Raw genomic sequence first — 20,971 nt, 5'->3', positions numbered from 1 at the left:
AAGCGGCGACTTCGCATGGCGCCCTGACGATTGGCCTGTTGCCGGTTTCGCGGCGCTGCTTGAATTTCGTTGGATCAGGCTTGAATTCGCAGGTCGAGACCAGCACGAGCAGCCGACGAGATGGGTACCAACGGTGGCGATGATGAGCGAACACAGCCAGCTCTGGCGGGCGCCCTTACAAGGTGGCGGTCGCTGGCAATATGAGGGCAACGTTCGAATCGACCATGGAGCGTGGGTAGGCCGGGGCGCCGGAGGTCTGAAGCGAAGCGGCGTGACGGTCACCGGCGCCATCGCATCGGGGCGCGGCAACTCCAAAGTCGTTGTTCAGATCGGCACCCAGGACTTCATCCAAGTCGCGCGGGCGATGTGCGCGGAGAACCGGGAGGCCGCCATACTGGCGTTTTCGAAAGCCATCCTGGAGTGCATCGTCCCGGAAGCCCCTTCGCCTGAGCCGGGGCCTCCGGCAGCCTGATGTGATCCCAGCGGTCCACCTCTCCGCAGATTGTCAGCAGCCGACATCAAGCGTCCGTCTCGTCTCGAACCAGCTTGCGCCTCGCGGCCCGGTTCGCGACGCCGGGCACATTCATCTGGATCGGACCCCGCGCTCGTAGAGAGCCTGATTGAACAAGCCGTCCAGCGCCGGGGCCTGAGGGAAATCTCCGAGTTCCACCTGATAGGCCAGCAATGCCTCGGTTGCTGTCCTGATCTTTGCGGGGTCGTTGACGAAGCTCACAGCTGGCGAAACGAGCGCCTTCGCGATCGTCGCTTCGGCGACCAGGTCGCCGCCGAGCGCGACCAGCACGAATGGAGCGACCTTGGCCGGCTCCGCACGGATCCGTTCGGTCGCCTTGTGGAACAGCCCCACGAAGCGTTCCGCCGCCTCCGGCCGGCTCTTCAGCAAGGCTTCTGACGCGGCAACGACGACGCCCGGGATGTTGGGAAACATGTCCGGCGAGTTGACGATGCGCTTGATGCGGGGATCGCGTTCGGAAACCAGCGTCGCCGAAGGCTCGAGCAGCGTGCCGCCGTCGATGGCACCGGTGAGCATCGCCTGCTGGACGACCTCGATGCCCATATTGACGATCTCGACATCGGACCGCTCGACCTTGCCGATCTTCCAGAGCCAGTGGTGAAGCGCGACGGTCGGCACGCCGCCCGGCGGAAGCGTGCCGAGCTTGGCCTTGCGGCCCGTGGCCGTGCGAAACGCCGCGAAGGCCTTGGCCGGGTCATTGGCGTTTTCGGCGAAGGCCTTGGCGAGGGACGGGCCAGCCATGAACGCCGTGCCGCCGACGGCTGCGGCTGCGATGACGGACGTGTCGAGGCCACGGGACCGCGCAACCGCCACCGGCGCGACGCCGATGATCAGGATATCGATCGTGCCCGAGGCGAAGGCCTGGATGGCGTTCGGGCCGGAATCGAACTTGTTGAGCCTGAGTTCGAGGCCGGCATCGCGTGCCGATCCATCGCCCGCAAGGACGAACAGCGCACTCGCTCCGATGACCGGCACGTAGCCGATGCGCAGCTCGGTGCTTTGGGCGAAACCGGGACCGACCCCGGCTACGGAGCCCGCCACCAGCGCAAGCAGGGTTCTACGGTCGATCATCTCGGGCTCCACGTCCGCACGGCCTCGGGCTGAGGCGCGTCAGCGTTATGTCACCGCGACGGAGGTGATTGCTTCCAAATCGCGAAGCCGAGGGAGGATGAAACCAGCGTGCGCACGGGCGAACACGAAACCGATTTCTCCGCTCACCGACGCTCAGGCTGAGAGCTTTATCGGCTTGGCTGGGTCGAACTGGCTGACGACCGGGTCGAGGCCCAGCCGGTCGCGCAGCGTTCCGTCGCCATATTCGCTCCGGAACAGGCCGCGCCTGCGCAGCAGCGGTACGACTTCGCTCGCAAAGACCTCGAACTGCGCCGGCAGGATCGGCGGCATGAGATTGAAACCGTCGGACGCTCCCGATCTGAACCAATCCTCGATGATGTCGGCGATCTGTTCCGGCGTCCCGGTCGCGGTGAAGTGGCCACGCGCACCGGCAAGGCTGTGCAGCAGGCCGCGCAATGTCGGCCGTTCACGCGCGACGAGCGCGGTGATCGACTGGGCCCGGCTGCGCGAGGCCTGGACTTGCGACGGATCGGGAAAATCCTCGACCGACAGAACGTCATCGAGCTTGAGATGCGAGAAATCATGGCCGCCGAAGCGGCTCGACAGCCGCGCGAGTCCGACGCTGGGATGGGAGAGTTCGTTCAGCTCCTCCCAGACCCGTCTCGCCTCCGTTTCGGTCGAGCCGATCGCGGCACTCAGGCCAGGCAGGATGACGATCTGATCCGGACGCCGGCCCAGCGCGCGGGCCTGTGTCTTGATATCGGCATAGAATTCGATCGCGCTGTCCTTGGTCAGATGCGCGGTGAAGATCGCCTCGGCATAGCGCGCGGCGAAGGCACGGCCGTCGGTCGAGGCGCCGGCCTGTACGAAGACGGGGCGCCCTTGCGGTGAGCGCGGGATATTGAGCGCGCCGGCCACGCTGAAATGGCTGCCGCGATGCGCGGCGCGCCGAACGCGATCGGGCAGCGCATAGGTTCCGCGCTCGCGATCGTCAACGATGGCGTCCCTCGCCCAACTGTCCCAGAGCTTGGAGACGGCCTCGACGAAGTCGTGGGCGCGTGCGTAGCGCTGGTCGATACCGACCTGAGAGTCCTGGCCGAAATTGACCGCAGCGCCCGGCGCCCAGGAGGTCACGATGTTCCAGCCGATGCGTCCGCCGCTGATATGGTCCAGCGAGGCGAACTGGCGGGCGAGATTGTAGGGCTCGTTATAGGTGGTCGAGGCCGTGGCGATCAGCCCGATATGCTCAGTCAGCGCGGCCAGCGCCCCCAGCAGCGTGACCGGCTCCAGCTCGCCGCGCGCGGCATGGGCGAGTTCGTCGCCGAGTGCGAGCTGGTCGGCGAAAAAGATCGAGTCGAGCTTCGCCGCCTCGGCCGCGAGCGCGAGATCGCGATAATAGGACAGGTCGCTCAACGCCTTCTTCGTCGAGGACGGATGGCGCCAGGCCGTTTCGTGGTGACCACGGCCGTTGATGAAGAGATTGAGGTGAAGTTCGCGTGCCATGACGATCGATCCTGCCGGATGTGGTTCTAGACGGCGTCGGAGACGCCGAGCGCCGCGAGGAGGTCGCCGCGCAAAGTCTCGAATTGGGGGTCCTTGAGGCGCGGATGCGCCAGAGAGACCGGGCGGTCGACGATGATGCGGCCGTCCTCCATGACCAGAACGCGGTCGGCGAGCTTGATCGCCTCGTCGACATCATGGGTAACCAGCAGGACCGTCGGCCGGTGCTGGCGGATCAGGCCGAAGAGCAGCTCGTGCATCCGGATGCGCGTCAGGGCGTCGAGCGCACCGAAGGGCTCGTCGGCCAGAAGGAGCCTTGGCTGACGCACGAGCGAGCGCGCCAGCGCCACCCGCTGCTGCTCGCCGCCGGATAGCGCATTCGGCCAGGAGTCCTCGCGTCCGCCGAGCCCGACATCGGCCAGCGCCGCGCGTCCACGCTCGTCCGCATCGGCCCGGCGCAGGCCGAAGACGACGTTCTGCAGCGCGTTCTTCCAGGGCAGCAGCCTGGAGTCCTGAAAGAGAACCGAGCGATCGTCCGGTACGCTGATCCGGCCTTCGCCATCGACACCGTCGTCGAGGCCCGCCAGGGCGCGCAGCAGCGTGCTCTTGCCCGAACCGCTCTTGCCGATCAGCGCGACGAACTGACCCGGCGCGAAGTCGAGCGAAACCTCGTTGAGCACAGTGCGGCCGGAAAAGCGCCGAGTGACGCCGCGCAGGCTGACGGCGGCGAGCGCATGGACCTGCGGCAGATGGAGCGGGTGGGCAGAGGCGTTCATGATGCCAGCGCCTTGCGGTAGGACAGCGCCCGGCGTTCCCAGGCTCTGACCGCGAAATCGGAGCCAAGGCCGAGGACGGCGTAGATCGCGAGGCCTACGACGATGACATCGGTCTGGCCGTAGTCGCGGGCGCGGTTCATCAGGTAGCCGATGCCCTCGGTGGTGTTGATCTGCTCCAGCACGACGAGCGCGGTCCAGCAGGTGGTGACGGCGAGCCTCAGGCCGGTGAAGAAACCGGGCAGCGCTCCGGGCAGCGCGACCTCGCGCAGGAACGCCCCACGAGACAACCCGACGCTGCGGGCGAGCTCGACATGCCGGATATCGATGCCTCGCAGCGCAGCATGGGTATTGATGTAGATCGGCACCAGCACGCTGGAGGCGATCAGCGCGACCTTCATCGCCTCGCCGATGCCGAGCCAGAGGATGGCGAGCGGGATCAGCGCCAACGTCGGCACGGCCCGCTTGATCTGGACCAGCCCGTCGAGAGAGGCCTCGCCGATGCGGCTGAGCCCGGCCGCGAGCGCCATCGCAAGCCCGATGGCGACGCCGATGCCGAGCCCGAGATAGGCCCGCTGCGCCGAGGCAAGAAAATGGTCGGCCAACGTGCCGTTGCTCAGGAGATCGATGCCCGTCAGGACGGCCGTCGACGGCGCCGCCAGGAATTTCGGCGAGAGCCAACCGAGGCTCGAGGCGAGTTCCCAGATCGCGACCAAAGCGATCGGGCCGAACAGGATGCCGCCCGGCGGCAGCCGCGACGGCGCCAGTTGCGGCGGCCGCGGCGCCTGTCTCCCAGCGGAACGCTCGTCAGCTTCCGCGCTGGGCTGGAGGCCGGTGGCGTAGGTGATGAGGCTCATGGATCCCATCCGCTCCGGCGAGGGCGTCAGTTGGTCTTTGCGGCGATGACCGCGTCGAAGCGCAGGTCGAACTCCTCGCGCGCATCGAGCCGCTTGGGCAGGTCGCCGGCCTCGTGGATCACGTCGATCAGCGATTGCTGCTTGGCGATCAGGCTGGCCAGCAGTGGGAACTCGAACGCGCCCTCCGACTCGACGATCTTGCGGGCATCGGCCGGCTTCAGGTTCTGGCGCTTGACGTAGTAGGCATCGACCCAGGCGTCGACGTTCTGGTGCGACCAGCGGCTGGCATCGATCCAGCCCGCGACGAATTCGCGGATCGCCGCCGCTTTGGCCGGGTCGTCCAGCGCCTTCTGGCTGGCGTAGAGATAGGTCAGGCTCTTGGGCAGCCGGTCATTCTGCGCCTTCGGCAGCGCGCTTGCGCCGCGATCGGCGAAATCGGCGAGGTAACGCGAGAAATGCGGCTCGTTGAGCGCCGCGACATCGACCTGTCCGGTCCGTATCGCATCGGGGAAATCGGCGGCCCTGAGAGGCACGAGCTTGACGTCCTTCCGCGTCAGGCCGGCGAGCTTGAGCGCATTCAGCACGAAGGGCTGGCGCCCGGTGCCCTCGCCATAGGCGATGCTCCTGCCCTTCAACTCCTCCAGGTTGTTGATCTTCAGGCCCGGACGGACGGCGAGGAAGTAGTCGGTTTCGGAGGAAACCCGCGCGGCGACGATCGGAATTCTCTCGCCGGCCGCATGGGCCTGGATCGGCGGCGTATTACCGACCGTGGCAAGGTCGAGCGCGCCGGCTCGAAACGCCTCCAGGATCGCCGGGCCGCCGAGGAAGTTGGCGTAGGTGACGTTGCTCGACAGCTTCGCCTGAACGCCCGAGGCGCGGATCAGCGTCTGCAAGGCCTCGTTCTGATCGGCGACGACCAGCTTCGTCCCGGCCGGGATGTTTTGAGGAAGTGCTCCCTGCGCAGCTGCGCTGCCCACGGCATGGGCGACGAACGGCAGAAGCAACGACGCCTTCAGCAGTGCGCGGCGGCCAGCTTGAAAGCGCTTCGAGTGCCCAGTCGCATCGGCCATGGCCGTCCCCTTTCGCAAATTGGTGCTGGTCGGCGACCGGCGCCGAACTTCCCAAATCTTGCAAAAGCATCGTTCGTTAAGTCAAACGAATGTTCTTTTTAATATACGACACCGCCCCGAAGAACCTTCCAGGCTCACAAGAGGATTCGGGAAGGAATAGGTCGTTCAGCCTGATTCTGGTCTCGCCGGGCAGCGCCAGCGTGATGTCCCGAAGCTCGCGTTCCCAGCCGACCGGAGCGGCACCGGTAGAGCCGCCGCGCCGCGCTCTAGACGCCAAGCCTGGGGCTTCGACGAATTCCGGAAACTCCGATCGGAGCCTGCATGTATTCCGTTGCCTCCGCACGCTGGTGCAAACGCTGGAGCGTTTCCCAGCTCGATCAGCCATATCCCTCTTGGACGCCAGGAGCGCCGTCCAGAAAGCTGCAATGGCACGATTCCTGATTGGGTGAGGCCGGACCAATCAACGGGAACCTCCGAACGGCATGCAGCCCAATCTGCGGATCCTCATCGTGGACGCGAACCAGGTGCGGGCCGCGATCATCGAGGAAGGCTTGCGGGAAGCGGGCTACCAACAGCTCGTCCGCCTCTCCGCAACGACAGGCCTCGTCGCCGCGATCGAAACCCATGATCCCGATGTCGTGGTGATCGACCTCGAAGACCCCAGCCGCGACGCGCTGGCCGACATGTTCCTCGTCAGCCGGCATGTCCGCCGGCCGATCACCATGTTCGTCGACCAGTCGGATTCGGCCTCGATCGAAGCGGCCGTTGAGGCGGGCGTCTCCGCCTATATCGTCGACGGACTGAAGAAGGAGCGGATGCAGCCGATCCTGCAGACCTGCATCAGCCGCTTCAACGCCTTCCGCAAGCTGCGCGAGGAGCTCGACGAAGCCCGCTCGCAGCTGGAGGACCGCAAGACGATCGATCGCGCCAAGAGCATCGTCATGCGGCTGAAGGGCCTGTCGGAAGACGAGGCCTATGCCCTGATGCGCCGCACCGCGATGAACGAGAAGCGCAAGCTCGTCGAGATCGCGCGTTCCCTCATCACCGCCGCGGAGATGCTGAAATGACGACGCTGCACCTGCGGGTCGGCTTCATGCCGCTGGTCGATTGCGCGCTGGTCGTGCTGGCGAAGGACGAGGGCTTCGCCGAGGCGGAAGGGCTCAATCTCGAGCTGGTCCGCGAGGTCTCGTGGTCCAACCTGCGCGACAAGCTGAACGTGCGCCTGTTCGACGCCGCGCATATGCTTGGCCCGGCGGCAATAGCCGCGACGCTTGGCATCGGTGGAGTGAAAGCTCCGATGGCCGCGCCGCTGGCGCTCAATCGTGATGGGGCGGCGATCACCCTTTCGCTACGGCGTTTCGAGGAGTTGTCGCGGCTGGCCGATGGGGATCTGGCCGATCCCGGCGTCTCGGCTCGGGCGCTCGCTGCCATGGTTGCGCGCCGCAAGGCCGCCGGCCTGTCGCCGCTGACCTTCGCCGCGGTCTTCGGGTTCTCGACGCATATCTACCTGCTCGGCGAATGGCTTGAACAAGGTGGCCTCAAGCTCGGCGAGGACATCCGGTTCGAGGTCGTGCCACCACCCCAGACCGTCGAGGCGCTCGCCAGCGGGCGGATCGACGGCTTCTGCGCGGGCGCGCCCTGGAATGCGGCGGCCGTCGCGGCCGGCGTCGGCGCGATGGTCCATGCCAGCGTCGACCTGCGCCGCGATTGCCATGACAAGGTGCTGGCCTGGCGTGCCGACGATGTCGAGAAGCGCCCGGCCGCCGTTTCGAAGCTCGGAACCGCGATCCTGCAGGCCAGTGCCTGGGCCTGCCGTCCGGAGAATTTCGCGCGCATGGCGCATCACCTCTCCGCGCCGGACCGGCTCGCCCTGCCGGTAGGGCTCATCGAGCGCATCCTGCATGGCGAGCTGATCCAGGGTGCCGACCGGCCGACGCGCAAGGTCGAGCGGTTCATCCGCTTCGACCGGGAAGCCTTGCGTCCCGACCCCGATGACGCCGAGTGGGTCCTTTCTGGCATGGAGTGGGCCGGGCAGGTCGCGGTGACGCCGCAGACGCGCGATATCGCGCGGGGCGTATTCCTGCCTGCCGCTTTCGCAGGCATTCTTGCCACAAGCCAAGAGCAGCCCACTGATTAGGCAGGGGCGAATTGATTGTGCACCGCAGCAAGGCAATCAAGCCTGCGCTGCCCCGCGCCCCTTCCCGAATCTATTGCAATTCAAGGCTAGGGCTCGCGCAAGGCGGTTGGCACGATCCTTGTAAAGACTGATGCGACGCGGCCAACGCTGCCCGCGCCACCCCCGATCCGGACGATACAGCAACGTCGCTGTCGAATGCGCCTGCCAAGGCGTCTTTCGCGCGGCGTTTTTCGCATTCGGGGCTGGATCGGGCAGGCGGCTTTTCAGCAACCGAGAGGCGATCGATGACGCAGAGCTTCAAGACCCGGAACAAGGCGGTCGCAGCCCGGCTGGCGGCTCCAAGCCGTCGCGACTTCCTCAACCTGTCGGGCGCAACCGCCTTGCTTGCCGCAGCGAAGACCGCCCTGCCCTCCGGCGCCTTCGCGCAAGGGACCGGCCCCGAGGTCAAGGGCACGCGCCTCGGCTACATCGCGCTCACCGACGCCTCGCCACTGATCATTGCCAAGGAAAAAGGGCTCTTCGCCAAGCACGGCCTGCCCGACATGGACATCGCCAAGCAGGCGAGCTGGGGCGCGACGCGCGACAACATGGCGCTCGGCTTCAAGAACAACGGCATCGACGGCGGCCACATCCTGCGCCCGAAGACGCATCTCTATGCGACCGGCAAGGTGATGCAGAACGGCCAGCCCCTGCCGATGTACACGCTGCTCAACCTCAACGAGGACGGGCAGGCGATCTCGGTCTCCAACGAATACAAGGACCTCAACGTCCAGAAGGACGCATCCCCGCTGAAGCAGGCCTTCGAGCGCAAGAAGGCCGCCGGCAAGGAACTGACCGCCGCGATGACATTCCCGGGCGGCACCCACGATCTCTGGATCCGCTACTGGCTGGCCGCCGGCGGCATCGACCCCGATACCGAGATCAAGGTCATCGTCGTGCCGCCACCGCAGATGGTGGCGAACATGAAGGTCGGCACGATGGATTGCTTCTGCGTCGGCGAGCCGTGGAACGAGCAGCTCGTCAACCAGAACATCGGCTATACCGCGCTGACCACGGGCGAACTCTGGGCCCGCCATCCCGAGAAGATCCTGGGCATGCGCGCCGATTTCGTCGATGCGAACCCGAAGGCGACGCAGGCCATCCTGATGGCCGTGATGGAAGCCCAGCAATGGGCCGACAGGATGGAGAACCGCCAGGAACTCGCCGAGATCGTCGGCAAGCGCCAGTGGTTCAACGTTCCCACCAATGACATCAACAAGCGCCTGCTCGGCGACATCAACTACGGTAACGGCCGCGAGGCGAAGGGCACCAGTCTCTACATGAAGTTCTGGGGCGAAGGCGGCGCGAGCTCCTATCCCTGGAAGAGCCTCGACACCTGGTTCGTCACCGAGAATATCCGCTGGGGCAAGTTCGACCCGACGATCGACATCAAGGCGCTGGTCGACAAGACGAACCGCGCCGATCTCTGGCGCGAGGCCGCGAAGATGCTGGGCGTCACCGGCGCCCCGACGGCCGATAGCCGCGGCGTCGAGACCTTCTTTGACGGCACGAAGTTCGATCCAGCGGCGCCGCTGGACTATCTCAAGGCGCTGAAGATCAAGCGGGTGGCCTGACGCATGGCCGAGCCCCTGATCATCGTCGGCAACGGAATGGCGGCGACGCGGCTGGCCGACGAGCTCAGCCAGCGCGCGCTCGGGCGCTACTCCGTCGCCGTGATCGGGGACGAGCCGCGCCTGGCCTATAACAGGGTGCTGCTCTCGCCTCTGCTGGCGGGCGAGATCGGTGAGCCCGAGATCGAACTCAAGCCCGCTGCCTGGTGGCGTGCGCGCGGCATCTCCACCTTCTACGGCCGCTCCGTCGAGAGCATCGACCGCGCGGCGCGGACGGTGACGCTGCGCCGCGGCCCGACGCTGCCCTATGGCAAGCTCGTGCTCGCGACCGGCTCGACGCCGCTCCGGCCGCCCTTCCCCGGCGGCGATCTCGCCGGCGTCGTCACCTTCCGCGACACCGTCGATGTCGGCGCGATGCAGGCCTATGCCCGGCGCGGAGCCCGCATCGTCGTCATCGGCGGCGGGCTCCTCGGACTTGAGGCAGCTTACGGGCTCGCGAGAGCCGGGGGATCGGTGACGCTGCTGCATCTCGTCGATCGCCTGATGGAACGGCAGCTCGACCATGAAGGCGCCGGCCTGCTCGCCGCGGCCATGGCCGCTCGGGGCATCGATGTCCGCCTCTGCGCGGAGACGAAGGGATTTCGCGGCGAAGGGCATGTCGCGGCCGTCGAACTCGCCGACGGAACGGAGATCTCTGCCGATCTCGTGGTCATCGCCATCGGCGTGCGCCCGAATACCGGGCTCGCGCGGGCCGTGGGCCTAAGCGTTGGACGCGGCGTTCTGGTCGATGACGGGCTCGCCACCGACGATCCCGCGATCTTCGCCATCGGCGAATGCGCGGAGCATCGCGGCCTCGCCTATGGACTGGTCGAGCCCGCCTATGAGCAAGCGCGGGTGCTGGCTGCGCGGCTTGCCGGCCAGGATGCGGCCTATCGGGGCTCGCTACTCGCGACAAACCTGAAGGTCTCCGGCGTCGGTGTCTTCTCGGCCGGTGAATTCGAGGCCGGCGACGGCACCGAGACCGTCGTTCTGCGCGATCCCTCAGCGGGCATCTACCGCAAGTTCGTGCTACGCGAAGGCCGGCTCGCCGGGTGCGTCCTCGTCGGCGATACGCAGGGCGCGCTGTTCTATCTCGGACTGATCCGCTCGGGGCAGGACATCAGCGCGATCCGCGCGGACCTGCCCTTCGGCGAGAGTTATTGCATCAGGGAAGCCGCCTGATGCGCCACGACGCCCCTCTCGCTTCGACCGCGACGCGCACGACCTGCCCCTATTGCGGTGTCGGCTGCGGCATTCTCGCGACACCGGACGGGTTGGGGGGTGCCGCTATTGCCGGCGATGCGGAGCATCCGGCCAATCGCGGGCGGCTCTGCTCGAAGGGCTCGGCGCTCGGGGAGACGCTGGGGCTCGGCAGCCGGGTTCTGCACCCGCTGAGGCGCAATCGGGACGGCGGCTACGACAGAATCGGCTGGGACGGCGCGCTCGACGCCGTTGCAGGGGGCTTGCGGACCGTCATGGCCACGCATGGCCCGGAGGCCATCGCCTTCTACCTCTCCGGCCAGCTCCTGACCGAGGATTACTACGTCGCCAACAAGCTGGCGAAGGGCTTCATCGGCACGCCCCATGTCGATACCAACTCGCGGCTGTGCATGTCCTCGACGGTTGCGGCACAGCGCCGGGTCTTCGGCTCGGATACGGTGCCCGGCACCTATGAGGATTTCGACAGCGCCGACCTGATCGTGCTCGTCGGCTCGAACACGGCCTGGTGCCATCCGGTCCTGTTCCGACGGATGCAGGACAACCGGCGCGAGCGCGGCGCACGCCTCGTCGTGCTCGATCCCCGCATCACCGCGACGGCAGAGGACGCCGACATGGTGATGGCCTTGAAGCCGGGCTCCGATGCCGCGCTCTTTGCAGGGTTGCTCGTCCATCTCGCGGATCGCGGCCTCATCGATCGCAGCTATGTTGCGCGTCATGTCGCCGGTTTCGACGAGACCCTCGCCAATGCGCGGGAGATCGCTCCGGACATCGCCGCGGTTTTGGCGCTGACCGGCCTTTCTGACGAGCGGATCGCGGCCTTCTACGAACTCTGGGCGAGCACGCCGCATGTCGTCACGGCCTGGAGCCAGGGCGTCAACCAGTCGGCGCAAGGCACCGACAAGGTCGCGGCGATCCTGAACTGTCATCTCGCAACCGGCCGGATTGGGCGGCCCGGCTGCGGCCCCTTCTCGCTGACCGGCCAGCCCAACGCGATGGGTGGGCGCGAGGTCGGCGGGCTCGCCAACATGCTCGCCGCCCATATGGGCTACGCACCCGACGAGATCGACCGCGTCCGGCGCTTCTGGGCTGCACCCAACATCGCCCGCCGCGAGGGGCTCAAGGCGGTTCAGATGCTCGAGGCCGTCGCCGAAGGGCGCATCCGGGCGCTATGGGTGATGGCGACGAACCCGGCCGTCTCCCTCCCGGATGCGGACAAGGTGCGTGCCGCGCTCGCCGAGCTCGATCTCTTCGTCGTCTCCGAGAACGTGCTCTCCAACGACACGCTTGCGGCGAAGCCGCATTACATCCTGCCGGCGGCAGCCTGGGGCGAGAAGGACGGCACCGTCACCAATTCCGAACGCCGCATCTCGCGCCAGCGTGCCTTCCTGCCGCTGCCCGGCGAAGTGAAACCGGATTGGTGGATCATTGGCGAGGTCGCGAAGCACCTCGGCTTCGGTACGGCCTTCGCTTATGCCGGCCCGCACGAGATCTATGCCGAGCATGCGGCTCTCTCCGCCTTCGAGAACGCCGGCACCCGCGATTTCGACATCGGCGCCCATGCCGGCCTCGGCAAGGCGGCTTATGGCGGGCTCAGGCCGGTGCAATGGCCGGTGCCCACCTCCAGACCGCAAAGCACCGCGCGGCTCTTCGGCGATGGCAACTTCTTCGGTCCCGGACATCGCGCGCAGATGCGCCCGCTTGCCGTGCCGAAGCTGGCCTCGACCGTGAGCGAGGCCCTCCCGCTGCTGCTCAACACCGGCCGCGTCCGCGATCACTGGCATACGATGACCCGGACCGGCCTCAGCCCGCGGCTCAGTGCCCATATCGCCGAGCCTTCGGTTTCCGTGAACCCAGTCGACATCGCGCGCTTCGGACTGGCCGAGGGCGGCTTCGCGCGTCTGGCCAACGCCCATGGCGGCGCGGTGCTCAAGGTCGTGGCTGACGCAGGCGTCGCCGAAGGCTCGCTCTTCGCGCCGATCCACTGGTCGGGCGAGACCGCTTCGGACGCCCGGATCGGCGCCTTGACGCAGCCGCTTTGCGATCCCTTCTCGGGCCAGCCCGAGATGAAGGCGACGCCGGTTTCCGTTGCCCCTTTTGCCTACCGTTTCGAGGGCTTCGTCCTGTCACGCGAGCCCTTTGCGCTGCCGGAGCAGAGCTGGTGGGCCCGGCTTGCTGTGCAGGGCGGCGAAGGCCGGCTTTTCGCCACAGACGCCCCCGTCGATGCCATGGCTGCCCTGGTGCGAGGCTATTTCGGCGCGGATGGGGTGACGGAGCTGATCGACCGCGACGGCGGCAGCTATCGTTGCGCCGTGCTCCGGGACGGCCGGCTTCAGGCCGCTCTCTTCCTCGCACCCGCAGGGCGCGCGCCGCTCTGGGACACGGTCAAGACCGTCTTCGCCGATCCAGCGGCGACCGTGGAGAGCCGGCTTGCCCTGCTTTCCGGGCGCGTTCCCGGTGGCGCCGATCCCGGCCCAACCGTCTGCGCCTGCTTCGGCGTCGGCCTCAATGCGATCCGCGCCGCCTTCGAGGCCGGCGCGGCGACGGCAGAGGAGATCGGCCAGCAACTCAAGGCGGGGACCAATTGCGGCTCCTGCCTTCCCGAAATCCGCCGCATCGGCGCGCAGGCACACGCGAGCGAGGCGGCATGAGCAACGCGACGGACAATCTCTGTCAGAGGAGAGACTGGAACATGGGTCAGCCTGTCTTGAAAGGCGCGAGCGCGGGCGCGACGGTCGTCACGCTCTCGGGCAAGCCGCCCGAGGTCGTGCCCTTGCCGGCCGCACCTGCAAAACCCTTCGCGGCGAGGCTCGTCTCCTGGAGCAAGAACGCGTTCGTCAACCTGCTGCCGCCGCTGATCACGGTCGCGCTCATCCTGCTGTTCTGGCAGCTCGCGGCGGCTGGCCCACAATCCTCGCTGCCGCCGCCGAGCAAGATCTGGGACGAGGCGAAGGACCTGATCGTCGAGCCGTTCTACTGGGCGGGCTCGCAGGATATCGGGCTGGGCTGGCGCATCCTCGTCTCGCTCCAGCGGGTCGCCATCGGCTTCAGCCTCGCCGCCATCGTCGGCGTGCTGCTCGGCGCGCTGGTCGGCCAGTCGGTCTGGGCGATGCGCGGCCTCGACCCCGTCTTCCAGGTGCTGCGCACCGTGCCGCCGCTCGCCTGGCTGCCGCTCTCGCTCGCCGCCTTCCGCGACAGCCAGCCCTCGGCGATCTTCGTGATCTTCATCACCGCGATCTGGCCGGTGATCATCAACACGGCCGTCGGCATCCGCAACATCCCGCAGGATTACCGCAACGTCGCGCAGGTTCTGCGGCTGAACCAGATCGAGTTCTTCTACAAGATCATGGTGCCCTCGGCCGCGCCCTACATCTTCACGGGCCTGCGGATCGGCGTCGGCCTGTCCTGGCTCGCGATCGTCGCGGCCGAAATGCTGACCGGCGGCGTCGGCATCGGCTTCTTCATCTGGGACGCATGGAACTCGTCCCGCCTGTCCGACATCATCGTGGCGCTGGTCTATATCGGCGTGGTCGGCTTCCTGCTCGACCGCCTCGTCGCCCTCGTCGGCCATGTCGTCACCCGCGGCACCGCGACCAACTGAGGAGCGAGGCGATGAGCTATCTCAAGATCGACCATGTCGACAAACGCTTCCAGCGCGGCGCCGCCACGACGGACGTGCTCAAGGATGTCAGCCTCGTCATCGACAAGGGCGAGTTCGTCTCGATCATCGGCCATTCCGGCTGCGGCAAGTCCACCCTGCTCAACCTCGTCGCCGGGCTTTCACCGGTCAGCGCGGGCGCGATCCTGCTCGAGGGCAAGGAGGTCAATGCGCCGGGCCCCGACCGTGCCGTGGTCTTCCAGAACCACTCCCTGCTGCCCTGGCTCACCGTCTACGACAATGTCGCGCTCGCCGTGAACAAGGTTTTCGGCCGCAAGAAGAGCAAGGCGGAGCGGCATGACTGGATCATGCACAATCTCGACCTCGTCCAGATGGGCCATGCCAGGGACAAGCGCCCCGGCGAAATCTCCGGCGGGATGAAGCAGCGCGTCGGCATCGCGCGAGGTCTCGCCATGGAGCCGAAGATCCTGCTGCTCGACGAGCCCTTCGGCGCGCTCGACGCGCTGACCCGCGCGCATCTGCAGGACTCGGTGATGCAGATTCATGCCACGCTCGGCAACACCATGATCATGATCACCCACGACGTGGACGAGGCGGTGCTGCTCTCGGACCGGATCGTGATGATGACCAACGGCCCGTCCGCCCGGATCGGCGAGGTGCTGGACGTGCGCCTCGCCCGCCCGCGCAAGCGGCTCGAGCTGGTCTCAGACCGCACCTACATCGCCGCGCGCGAGGCGGTGCTGAAATTCCTCTACGAGCGGCACAGGTTCGTGGAGGCAGCGTGATGCGTCATTCCGCACGCGCTGCGGCACGACAGTGCTGCTGCGCAGATACGGGATCGCAAGACGAGAGGGCGCCGATAGCGGCGCTTCATTCTGAGGACGGTCCCGGATCGCCGCTTCGCGTCGTCCGGGATGACCGAGGATTACCATGAGCGACGATTTCACTCCCGACCAGAAGCGCTATCTCGAAGGCTTCGTCAGCGGCATGCAGTCGGCCCGCACGGCGCGGGGTCTGGGTCCGCTCGGCGGAACGTCCGGCGGCGCTCCGGCGAAGCCCAGCGGTCCCGACCGGGAGCATGCCGAGGCGCAGGCCAGGGCGGTCGCGGCCGGCGGCAAGCTCACCGACCAGGAGAAGTGGAAGGCCGCCGAGCATCCCTTCGACGCCTATGCCCGTTTCAAGGAGCAGGCGGCTTCCGGCACTTACCCGAAGCCGGAGGATAACTTTCGCTGGCGCTATCATGGCCTGTTCTACGTGGCGCCCGCGCAGAACAGCTACATGTGCCGTCTGCGCATCCCCAATGGCATCCTCAAGGCCTGGCAATTCGCCGGCGTCGCCGATCTCGCGGAGGCGCTGGGCGGCGGCTATTCACATGTCACCACACGCGCCAATCTCCAGGTGCGGGAGATTTCTGCCGAGAACGGCGCAGCGTTTCTTGAAGGCCTCGCCGATCTCGGGCTCACCGCCAAAGGCTCCGGCGCCGACAACATCCGCAATGTCACGGGCTCGGCGACGGCCGGCATCGATCCGCTGGAGCTGCTGGACACGCGCCCGCATGCCCGCGCCTGGCACCATCACATCCTGAACGACCGCTCGCTTTACGGGCTGCCGCGCAAGTTCAATGTCGCCTTTGACGGCGCCGGCTCGATCGCGACGCTGGAGGACACCAACGATATCGGCTTCCAGGCCATCGAGATCGATGAAGGAGCCACCTTCGAGGGACAGCCTGTCGCGCCGGGCATCTGGTATCGCCTCGCGCTCGGCGGCATCACCGGCCACAAGGACCTCGCCCGCGACACCGGCGTGATCGTCGCTCCCTCCGACGCGATCACGGTCGCGGATGCGATCGTGCGCGTCTTCACCGCCAACGGGAACCGCACCGACCGCAACAAGTCGCGATTGAAGTACGTGCTCGATGCCTGGGGTTTCGAGACATTCCTCGCCGCCGTCGAGGAGAAGCTCGGCCGCCGCCTGATCCGGCTCGACAGCGCCTTCGTCAAGCCGCGACCGGTCTATGACCGGCTTGCCCATATCGGCGTCCACGGCCAAGCCCAGCCCGGCCTCAACTGGATCGGCGTGGCGCTGCCCGTCGGCAAGCTCACCGTACAGCAGATGCGCGTCATTGCTTCGATCGCGCAAGAATGCGGCGACGGCGATATCCGCCTCACCGTCTGGCAGAACCTGCTGATCTCCGGCGTGCCCGACGCGAAGGTCGACGATGTGCTGGCCAACCTCAAGGCCATCGGCCTCTCGGCCGAGACCTCGGTGCTGCGGGCCGGGTTGATCGCCTGCACCGGCGCCACGGGGTGCAAATTCGCCGGCGCCCATACCAAGGAGGATGCGCTCGCCATCGCCGCCCATTGCGAGCCGCGCATCACGCTCGATACCGCCGTCAACATCCACCTGACCGGCTGCCACAACTCCTGCGCCCAGCACTATATCGGCGATCTCGGGCTGATCGGCACCAAGGTCCCCGTCAATGACGAGGGCGACACCGTGCCCGGCTACCATGTCTTCGTCGGCGGCGGCTTCGGCGTCGAGGGCGGGATGGGCCGCGAATTCCGGACCAACGTGAAGGCGGAGGATGCGCCGGCCTTGGTCGAGGCAATCCTGCGCAGCTGGCAGGTGCACCGCGCAGCGCCCGACGAAAGCTTCGTCGCCTTCGCCCGCCGCCACGAGATCGCAGCGCTTCAAGTTCTGGTGGAGCAGATCGGAGACGCGGCATGACCGTGCAGAGCCCGAGCCCGATCGTCCAGGTGCTGCCCGAAACCGCCCCCTTCAGCGAGGAGCAGCGCTCCTGGCTCAACGGCTTCTTCGCCGGGCTGCTCTCGCTCGACAATGCCGGCGTCACCGCATTGTCGCCGGCCGAGAACGCCGCCGTCATGGCGGAGGCGGAAGACGGCGCGCCCTGGCACGATCCGTCGCTGGAGATGGCCGAGCGCATGACGCTGGCCGAAGGCAAGCCGTTGCCCCGCAAGCTCTACGCCGCCATGGCCCAGCAGGATTGCGGGCAATGCGGCTATGTCTGCGAGAGCTATTCCGCCGCCATCGCCTCAGGTGCCGAAGGCCGGCTCAATCTCTGTGCGCCCGGCGGCAAGGAGACCCTACGCCAGATCAAGGCGCTGGTGGAGGAAACGGGCGCGTCCGCTCCGACCACCCCAACCGATGCTGCACCGGCCACAGACCTGGGACCCAAGGGACGCTGCCGCGAGAACCCGGCGCTCGCGACCTTCCTCTCGCGTCGCAAGCTCAACGGCGAGGGCTCCGAAAAGGAGACCTGGCATGTTGAGTTCGACCTCTCCGAATCCGGGCTCGACTATGTCGTCGGCGACGCCTTCGGCATCGTCGCGAAGAACGATGCCCGCCTCGCCGATGCGGTGATAGCGCTGCTGGGCGCACGGCCGGATGCCGAGATCGGCGGCAAGTCCCTACGCGACAAGCTCATGGAAGATTGCGCGCTCGGCCCTGCCCCGGACGCACTGTTCCAGCTCATCTCCTACGTCACCGGCGGAGAGACCCGCGCCAAGGCGAGGCGCCTTGCCGCCGGCGAGGACCCGGACGGCGATCTCGACCGGCTCGACGTGCTCGGCGCGCTGCACAAATTCTCGCAGGCCCGGCTCTCGGCCGAGGCCTTCGTCGAGGCGCTCGACCCGCTCCAGCCGCGGCTCTACTCGATCTCGTCCTCGCATCTTGCAACGCCCGGCCGGATCACGCTGACGGTCGATGCCGTGCGCTACAAGGTCGGCTCGCGCCCGCGCTGGGGCGTCGCCTCGACCTTCCTCGCCGAACGCGTCGCACCCGGCGACAAGGTGCCGGTCTATGTCCAGCGCGCCCATGGCTTCGGACTGCCGGCCGATCCGGCGACGCCGGTCATCATGTGCGGCCCGGGCACGGGCGTGGCGCCCTTCCGCGCCTTCCTGCATGACCGGCAGGCCACGAAGGCGCCGGGCCGCAACTGGCTGTTCTTCGGTCACCAGCGCCGCACCTGCGACTTCTTCTACGAGGACGAGCTGCAGGCGATGAAGGATCGGGGCTTCCTGACCAACCTCACGCTGGCCTGGTCGCGCGATGGCGAGAAAGTCTACGTTCAGGACCGCATGCGCGAGCGCGGCGGCGAGCTATGGTCGTGGCTCGAGAAGGGCGCGCATTTCTATGTCTGCGGCGATGCCAAGCGCATGGCCAGGGATGTCGAGCGTGCACTGGTCGACGTGGTCGCGGAACATGGTGGGCATTCGGCGGAAGATGCGATCGCCTATATCGCTGCTTTGCGTAAGGCGGGGCGTTACCAGGCGGATGTCTATTAGAAGATCACCGTCCCTGATTCCGCGAAGGGACAATCCAAGCTATTGCCGCTGCACCCTCCCATCACGAAGGAGAACGCGGCCGAGGAGACGCCAGAACCTGAGTTTTCTCCTCGTTTGCGCGCCCGGCAGGAGCGTTGGGAGCGGCGCAGTCTCAGGCGCATCACATTCGGCAAGCTCAGGACCACTTCATCCTTTCGCAGCTCGCTCGCCCAGGAAGAGCGGCCGCAGGGCCTGGAACTCCTTGCCGAGAAAATCCGACAGGATCCTTATTCGCCCGGTATGACGCAGCTCGCCATGCGTGAGGAACCAGAGATCGCTTGCCAGTTCATCGATGGGTTCGCCGACGCGGGCAAGCCTCGGGTCGAGGTCGGCGAGGTAGCAGGGCAGGATGCCCAATCCAATGCCGTTGGCAACGGCTTCGGCCAGCGTGTAAAGGCTGTTCACCTGAAGCACGGCCCCGGCATACCTGCCCGACTCCTTTAGCCAGCGTACCGATGCGAGGTGCGCGAGCTCAGGGTTGGGGACGACCCAGGCTCGATCGTCTGAAACACCGGCGTCGCCACCCGCCTTGCGGTAGATCGCAACCGCGATCCGGCAGAGCTTGCGACCAACGAGGTTTTCCGGCGGCTCGCCGCCAGCGCGCAGCGCAGCGTCGACTTCCCGCTGGCGCAGGTTCGACATTCCAACGCTCGATCGCAGGTCAATCAAGATCCCTGGATGAGCCATCCTGAAGCGCCGCATCAACGGCATCAACGGGCCGGCGATCAACGTATCCACCGTCGCCAGGCGCACCGTTCCGGCCGCATCGGAATTTTCGTTGCCGACGCGCGCCTCGAGAGCACCGATATCCTCATCGATCCTTTCGGCGAGGTCTGCCGCCTCTCTCCCGGCGGCAGTGAGAGTGACGCCGGTCGTGTCCCGATGAAAGATCAGGGTTCCCAGTCGATGCTCCACCGCCTTGGCGTGCCTGAAAACCGTCGGGGTGCTGACTCCCAGGCGGGCGGCGGCACCCGCAAATGAACCCGACCGGGCGACCGCCAGTATCAGGCTGAGATCGTTCCATTGAAGCCGCTTCTGCACGTAATCCCGCATTTCATTTCTGGCACTACTCCTTTTTCGAATTTACTGCCCAGTATCGCTGCAGGCAATGGAGGCGGCCATGACGACCAACGGCATCAAATGGTCAGACGGCTCGACGCCTTGGAACGGCGAGTTTCAGGGCAATGGCTTTGGCTCGGATGTGTCGATCATTTTCACCAGGCTGGACAAGCCGGGCGGCGGACCGGCACTGCATCGGCATCCCTACTCGGAGACTTTTCTTGTCCGGAAGGGAGCCGTCCGCTTCACCGTCGGCGACGAATGCCTGGACGTCGTGGCGGGCGAGATCGTGGTGGTTGGGGCCGATACTCCGCATTGCTTCACGAGCGTCAGCGACGATGTCGAGATGATCGACATCCACGCCAGCCGCCGGTTCATCACGGACTGGTTGTAGGGCAGCGACGCCAATCAGCGCCGCCGCTGCGGCGTCAGCAAAGTTCCACTAGTGGAGAACACGCAATGTCGAAGATGATTTTCGTCAACCTGCCCGTCAAAGACCTTGCTGCGGCGACGCAGTTCTACGAAGCGATCGGCTGCAGCAAGAACGATCAGTTCAGCGATCACCAGGCGTCGAGCATGGTCTGGTCGGATGCCATCACGTTCCAGTTGCTGTCGACCGCCTATTTTTCCACGTTCACGACCAAGCCGATCGCTGACGCTCATGTCTCGACCGGGGTCCTCCTCGCCCTGACCCATGACAGCCGCGAGCACGTCGATGCGATCGCGCATGCAGGCGCTACGGCAGGCGGGAAAGCCGATCTGCGAGATCCGATCGACCTGGGCTTTCTCTACAACCGTGCCGTCGAAGATCCCGACGGCCATGTGCTGGAACTGGTCTCGATGGATATGAGCAAGGCCGCCGCCATGGCGGGCGAGTAGCGAGGCGAGCCGGCTCCGGACCTGTCGAGCGCCCCTGCGCACTTCACCGATAGAAAGGGCCCTCCCCGGTCTTCGTCCATCCCGACTTGGCGGGTTGGACTGGCCACGACAGCAGCCGTTATCTCACTGGGGACCCGGCTTTGCTTGCGCGTTTCGCTCTTGCCCGCTCCCTGATCTCTCGATCCGGGTAGAAACGCAAAAACCCCGTCTCGTGGTGAGACGGGGTTTTTCTATTTCTGTTGGTTGCGGGGGCCAGATTTGAAC

The 20,971-nt window shown here is 66.5% G+C and carries 18 protein-coding genes; 12 read left to right on the top strand and 6 right to left on the bottom strand.

Features of this window, described 5'->3' with window-relative positions:
• Nucleotides 1-271: 271 nt before the first annotated feature.
• A complete protein-coding gene (locus tag AC3WMA_RS24280; protein ID WP_492287828.1) occupies nt 272-472 on the top strand; it encodes a hypothetical protein in 201 nt (66 codons plus the stop codon).
• Between the two features lie 111 nt (nt 473-583).
• Here AC3WMA_RS24280 and AC3WMA_RS24275 read toward each other — a convergent pair whose 3' ends face one another.
• The 5 genes from AC3WMA_RS24275 to AC3WMA_RS24255 form a co-directional block, all read right to left on the bottom strand.
• A complete protein-coding gene (locus AC3WMA_RS24275; RefSeq protein WP_492287827.1) occupies nt 584-1,603 on the bottom strand; it encodes an ABC transporter substrate-binding protein in 1,020 nt (339 codons plus the stop codon).
• 153 nt (nt 1,604-1,756) lie between these two features.
• Nucleotides 1,757-3,106: an LLM class flavin-dependent oxidoreductase gene (locus tag AC3WMA_RS24270; RefSeq protein WP_492287826.1), complete on the bottom strand. Its 1,350-nt coding sequence runs from the start codon at nt 3,104-3,106 to the stop codon at nt 1,757-1,759.
• A gap of 26 nt (nt 3,107-3,132) precedes the next feature.
• Entirely contained in the window at nt 3,133-3,879 is a 747-nt protein-coding gene (locus AC3WMA_RS24265) for an ABC transporter ATP-binding protein (RefSeq protein WP_492287825.1), read from the bottom strand.
• A complete protein-coding gene (locus tag AC3WMA_RS24260; RefSeq protein ID WP_492287824.1) occupies nt 3,876-4,733 on the bottom strand; it encodes an ABC transporter permease in 858 nt (285 codons plus the stop codon). The genes AC3WMA_RS24265 and AC3WMA_RS24260 overlap by 4 nt, the downstream gene beginning before the upstream one ends.
• Before the next feature lie 26 nt (nt 4,734-4,759).
• Nucleotides 4,760-5,803 carry an ABC transporter substrate-binding protein gene (locus tag AC3WMA_RS24255; protein ID WP_492287823.1) on the bottom strand — a complete coding sequence of 348 codons (1,044 nt, stop codon included), beginning with the start codon at nt 5,801-5,803 and terminating at the stop codon, nt 4,760-4,762.
• A gap of 482 nt (nt 5,804-6,285) precedes the next feature.
• Here AC3WMA_RS24255 and AC3WMA_RS24250 point away from each other — a divergent pair, with 482 nt between their 5' ends.
• The 9 genes from AC3WMA_RS24250 to AC3WMA_RS24210 all read left to right on the top strand — a co-directional run bounded on the left by AC3WMA_RS24250 (nt 6,286) and on the right by AC3WMA_RS24210 (nt 18,730).
• Nucleotides 6,286-6,870: an ANTAR domain-containing response regulator gene (locus tag AC3WMA_RS24250; RefSeq protein WP_492287822.1), complete on the top strand. Its 585-nt coding sequence runs from the start codon at nt 6,286-6,288 to the stop codon at nt 6,868-6,870.
• Nucleotides 6,867-7,940 carry a CmpA/NrtA family ABC transporter substrate-binding protein gene (locus AC3WMA_RS24245; RefSeq protein ID WP_492287821.1) on the top strand — a complete coding sequence of 358 codons (1,074 nt, stop codon included), beginning with the start codon at nt 6,867-6,869 and terminating at the stop codon, nt 7,938-7,940. Before AC3WMA_RS24250 ends, AC3WMA_RS24245 begins: the two co-directional genes overlap by 4 nt.
• A gap of 284 nt (nt 7,941-8,224) precedes the next feature.
• The gene (locus AC3WMA_RS24240; protein WP_492287820.1) at nt 8,225-9,553 is read left to right on the top strand and encodes a CmpA/NrtA family ABC transporter substrate-binding protein; all 1,329 of its coding nucleotides are present in this window, start codon (nt 8,225-8,227) and stop codon (nt 9,551-9,553) included.
• A 3-nt stretch (nt 9,554-9,556) separates the two neighbouring features.
• The gene (locus AC3WMA_RS24235) at nt 9,557-10,771 is read left to right on the top strand and encodes an NAD(P)/FAD-dependent oxidoreductase (RefSeq protein ID WP_492287819.1); all 1,215 of its coding nucleotides are present in this window, start codon (nt 9,557-9,559) and stop codon (nt 10,769-10,771) included.
• On the top strand, nt 10,771-13,458 hold the full coding sequence (locus AC3WMA_RS24230; RefSeq protein WP_492287818.1) for a molybdopterin-dependent oxidoreductase: 2,688 nt from the start codon (nt 10,771-10,773) through the stop codon (nt 13,456-13,458). Before AC3WMA_RS24235 ends, AC3WMA_RS24230 begins: the two co-directional genes overlap by 1 nt.
• 41 nt (nt 13,459-13,499) lie before the next feature.
• Nucleotides 13,500-14,408, top strand: a complete 909-nt coding sequence (gene ntrB / locus AC3WMA_RS24225; protein WP_492287817.1) for a nitrate ABC transporter permease — start codon at nt 13,500-13,502, stop codon at nt 14,406-14,408.
• 11 nt (nt 14,409-14,419) lie between these two features.
• The gene (locus AC3WMA_RS24220; RefSeq protein ID WP_492287816.1) at nt 14,420-15,211 is read left to right on the top strand and encodes an ABC transporter ATP-binding protein; all 792 of its coding nucleotides are present in this window, start codon (nt 14,420-14,422) and stop codon (nt 15,209-15,211) included.
• Between the two features lie 145 nt (nt 15,212-15,356).
• The gene (locus AC3WMA_RS24215) at nt 15,357-17,153 is read left to right on the top strand and encodes a NirA family protein (RefSeq protein WP_492287815.1); all 1,797 of its coding nucleotides are present in this window, start codon (nt 15,357-15,359) and stop codon (nt 17,151-17,153) included.
• Nucleotides 17,150-18,730 (top strand): sulfite reductase subunit alpha, encoded by a 1,581-nt coding sequence (locus AC3WMA_RS24210; RefSeq protein WP_492287814.1) that lies wholly within the window; start codon nt 17,150-17,152, stop codon nt 18,728-18,730. Before AC3WMA_RS24215 ends, AC3WMA_RS24210 begins: the two co-directional genes overlap by 4 nt.
• A 186-nt stretch (nt 18,731-18,916) precedes the next feature.
• Here AC3WMA_RS24210 and AC3WMA_RS24205 read toward each other — a convergent pair whose 3' ends face one another.
• Nucleotides 18,917-19,822, bottom strand: coding sequence for a LysR family transcriptional regulator (locus AC3WMA_RS24205; protein ID WP_492287813.1), 906 nt, complete (start codon nt 19,820-19,822; stop codon nt 18,917-18,919).
• A 67-nt stretch (nt 19,823-19,889) separates the two neighbouring features.
• Between AC3WMA_RS24205 and AC3WMA_RS24200 the strand changes: the two genes are divergently transcribed.
• Both AC3WMA_RS24200 and AC3WMA_RS24195 read left to right on the top strand, forming a co-directional pair.
• The gene (locus AC3WMA_RS24200; protein WP_492287812.1) at nt 19,890-20,222 is read left to right on the top strand and encodes a cupin domain-containing protein; all 333 of its coding nucleotides are present in this window, start codon (nt 19,890-19,892) and stop codon (nt 20,220-20,222) included.
• A gap of 65 nt (nt 20,223-20,287) precedes the next feature.
• Nucleotides 20,288-20,707, top strand: a complete 420-nt coding sequence (locus AC3WMA_RS24195) for a VOC family protein (RefSeq protein ID WP_492287811.1) — start codon at nt 20,288-20,290, stop codon at nt 20,705-20,707.
• The last annotated feature ends 264 nt before the right edge of the window (nt 20,708-20,971 follow it).

Source organism: Allobosea sp. FW305-C-101, from assembly GCF_058783685.1.
Note: the sequence above shows the minus strand (reverse complement) of the source record. Positions and strands in the feature narration are given on the sequence as shown.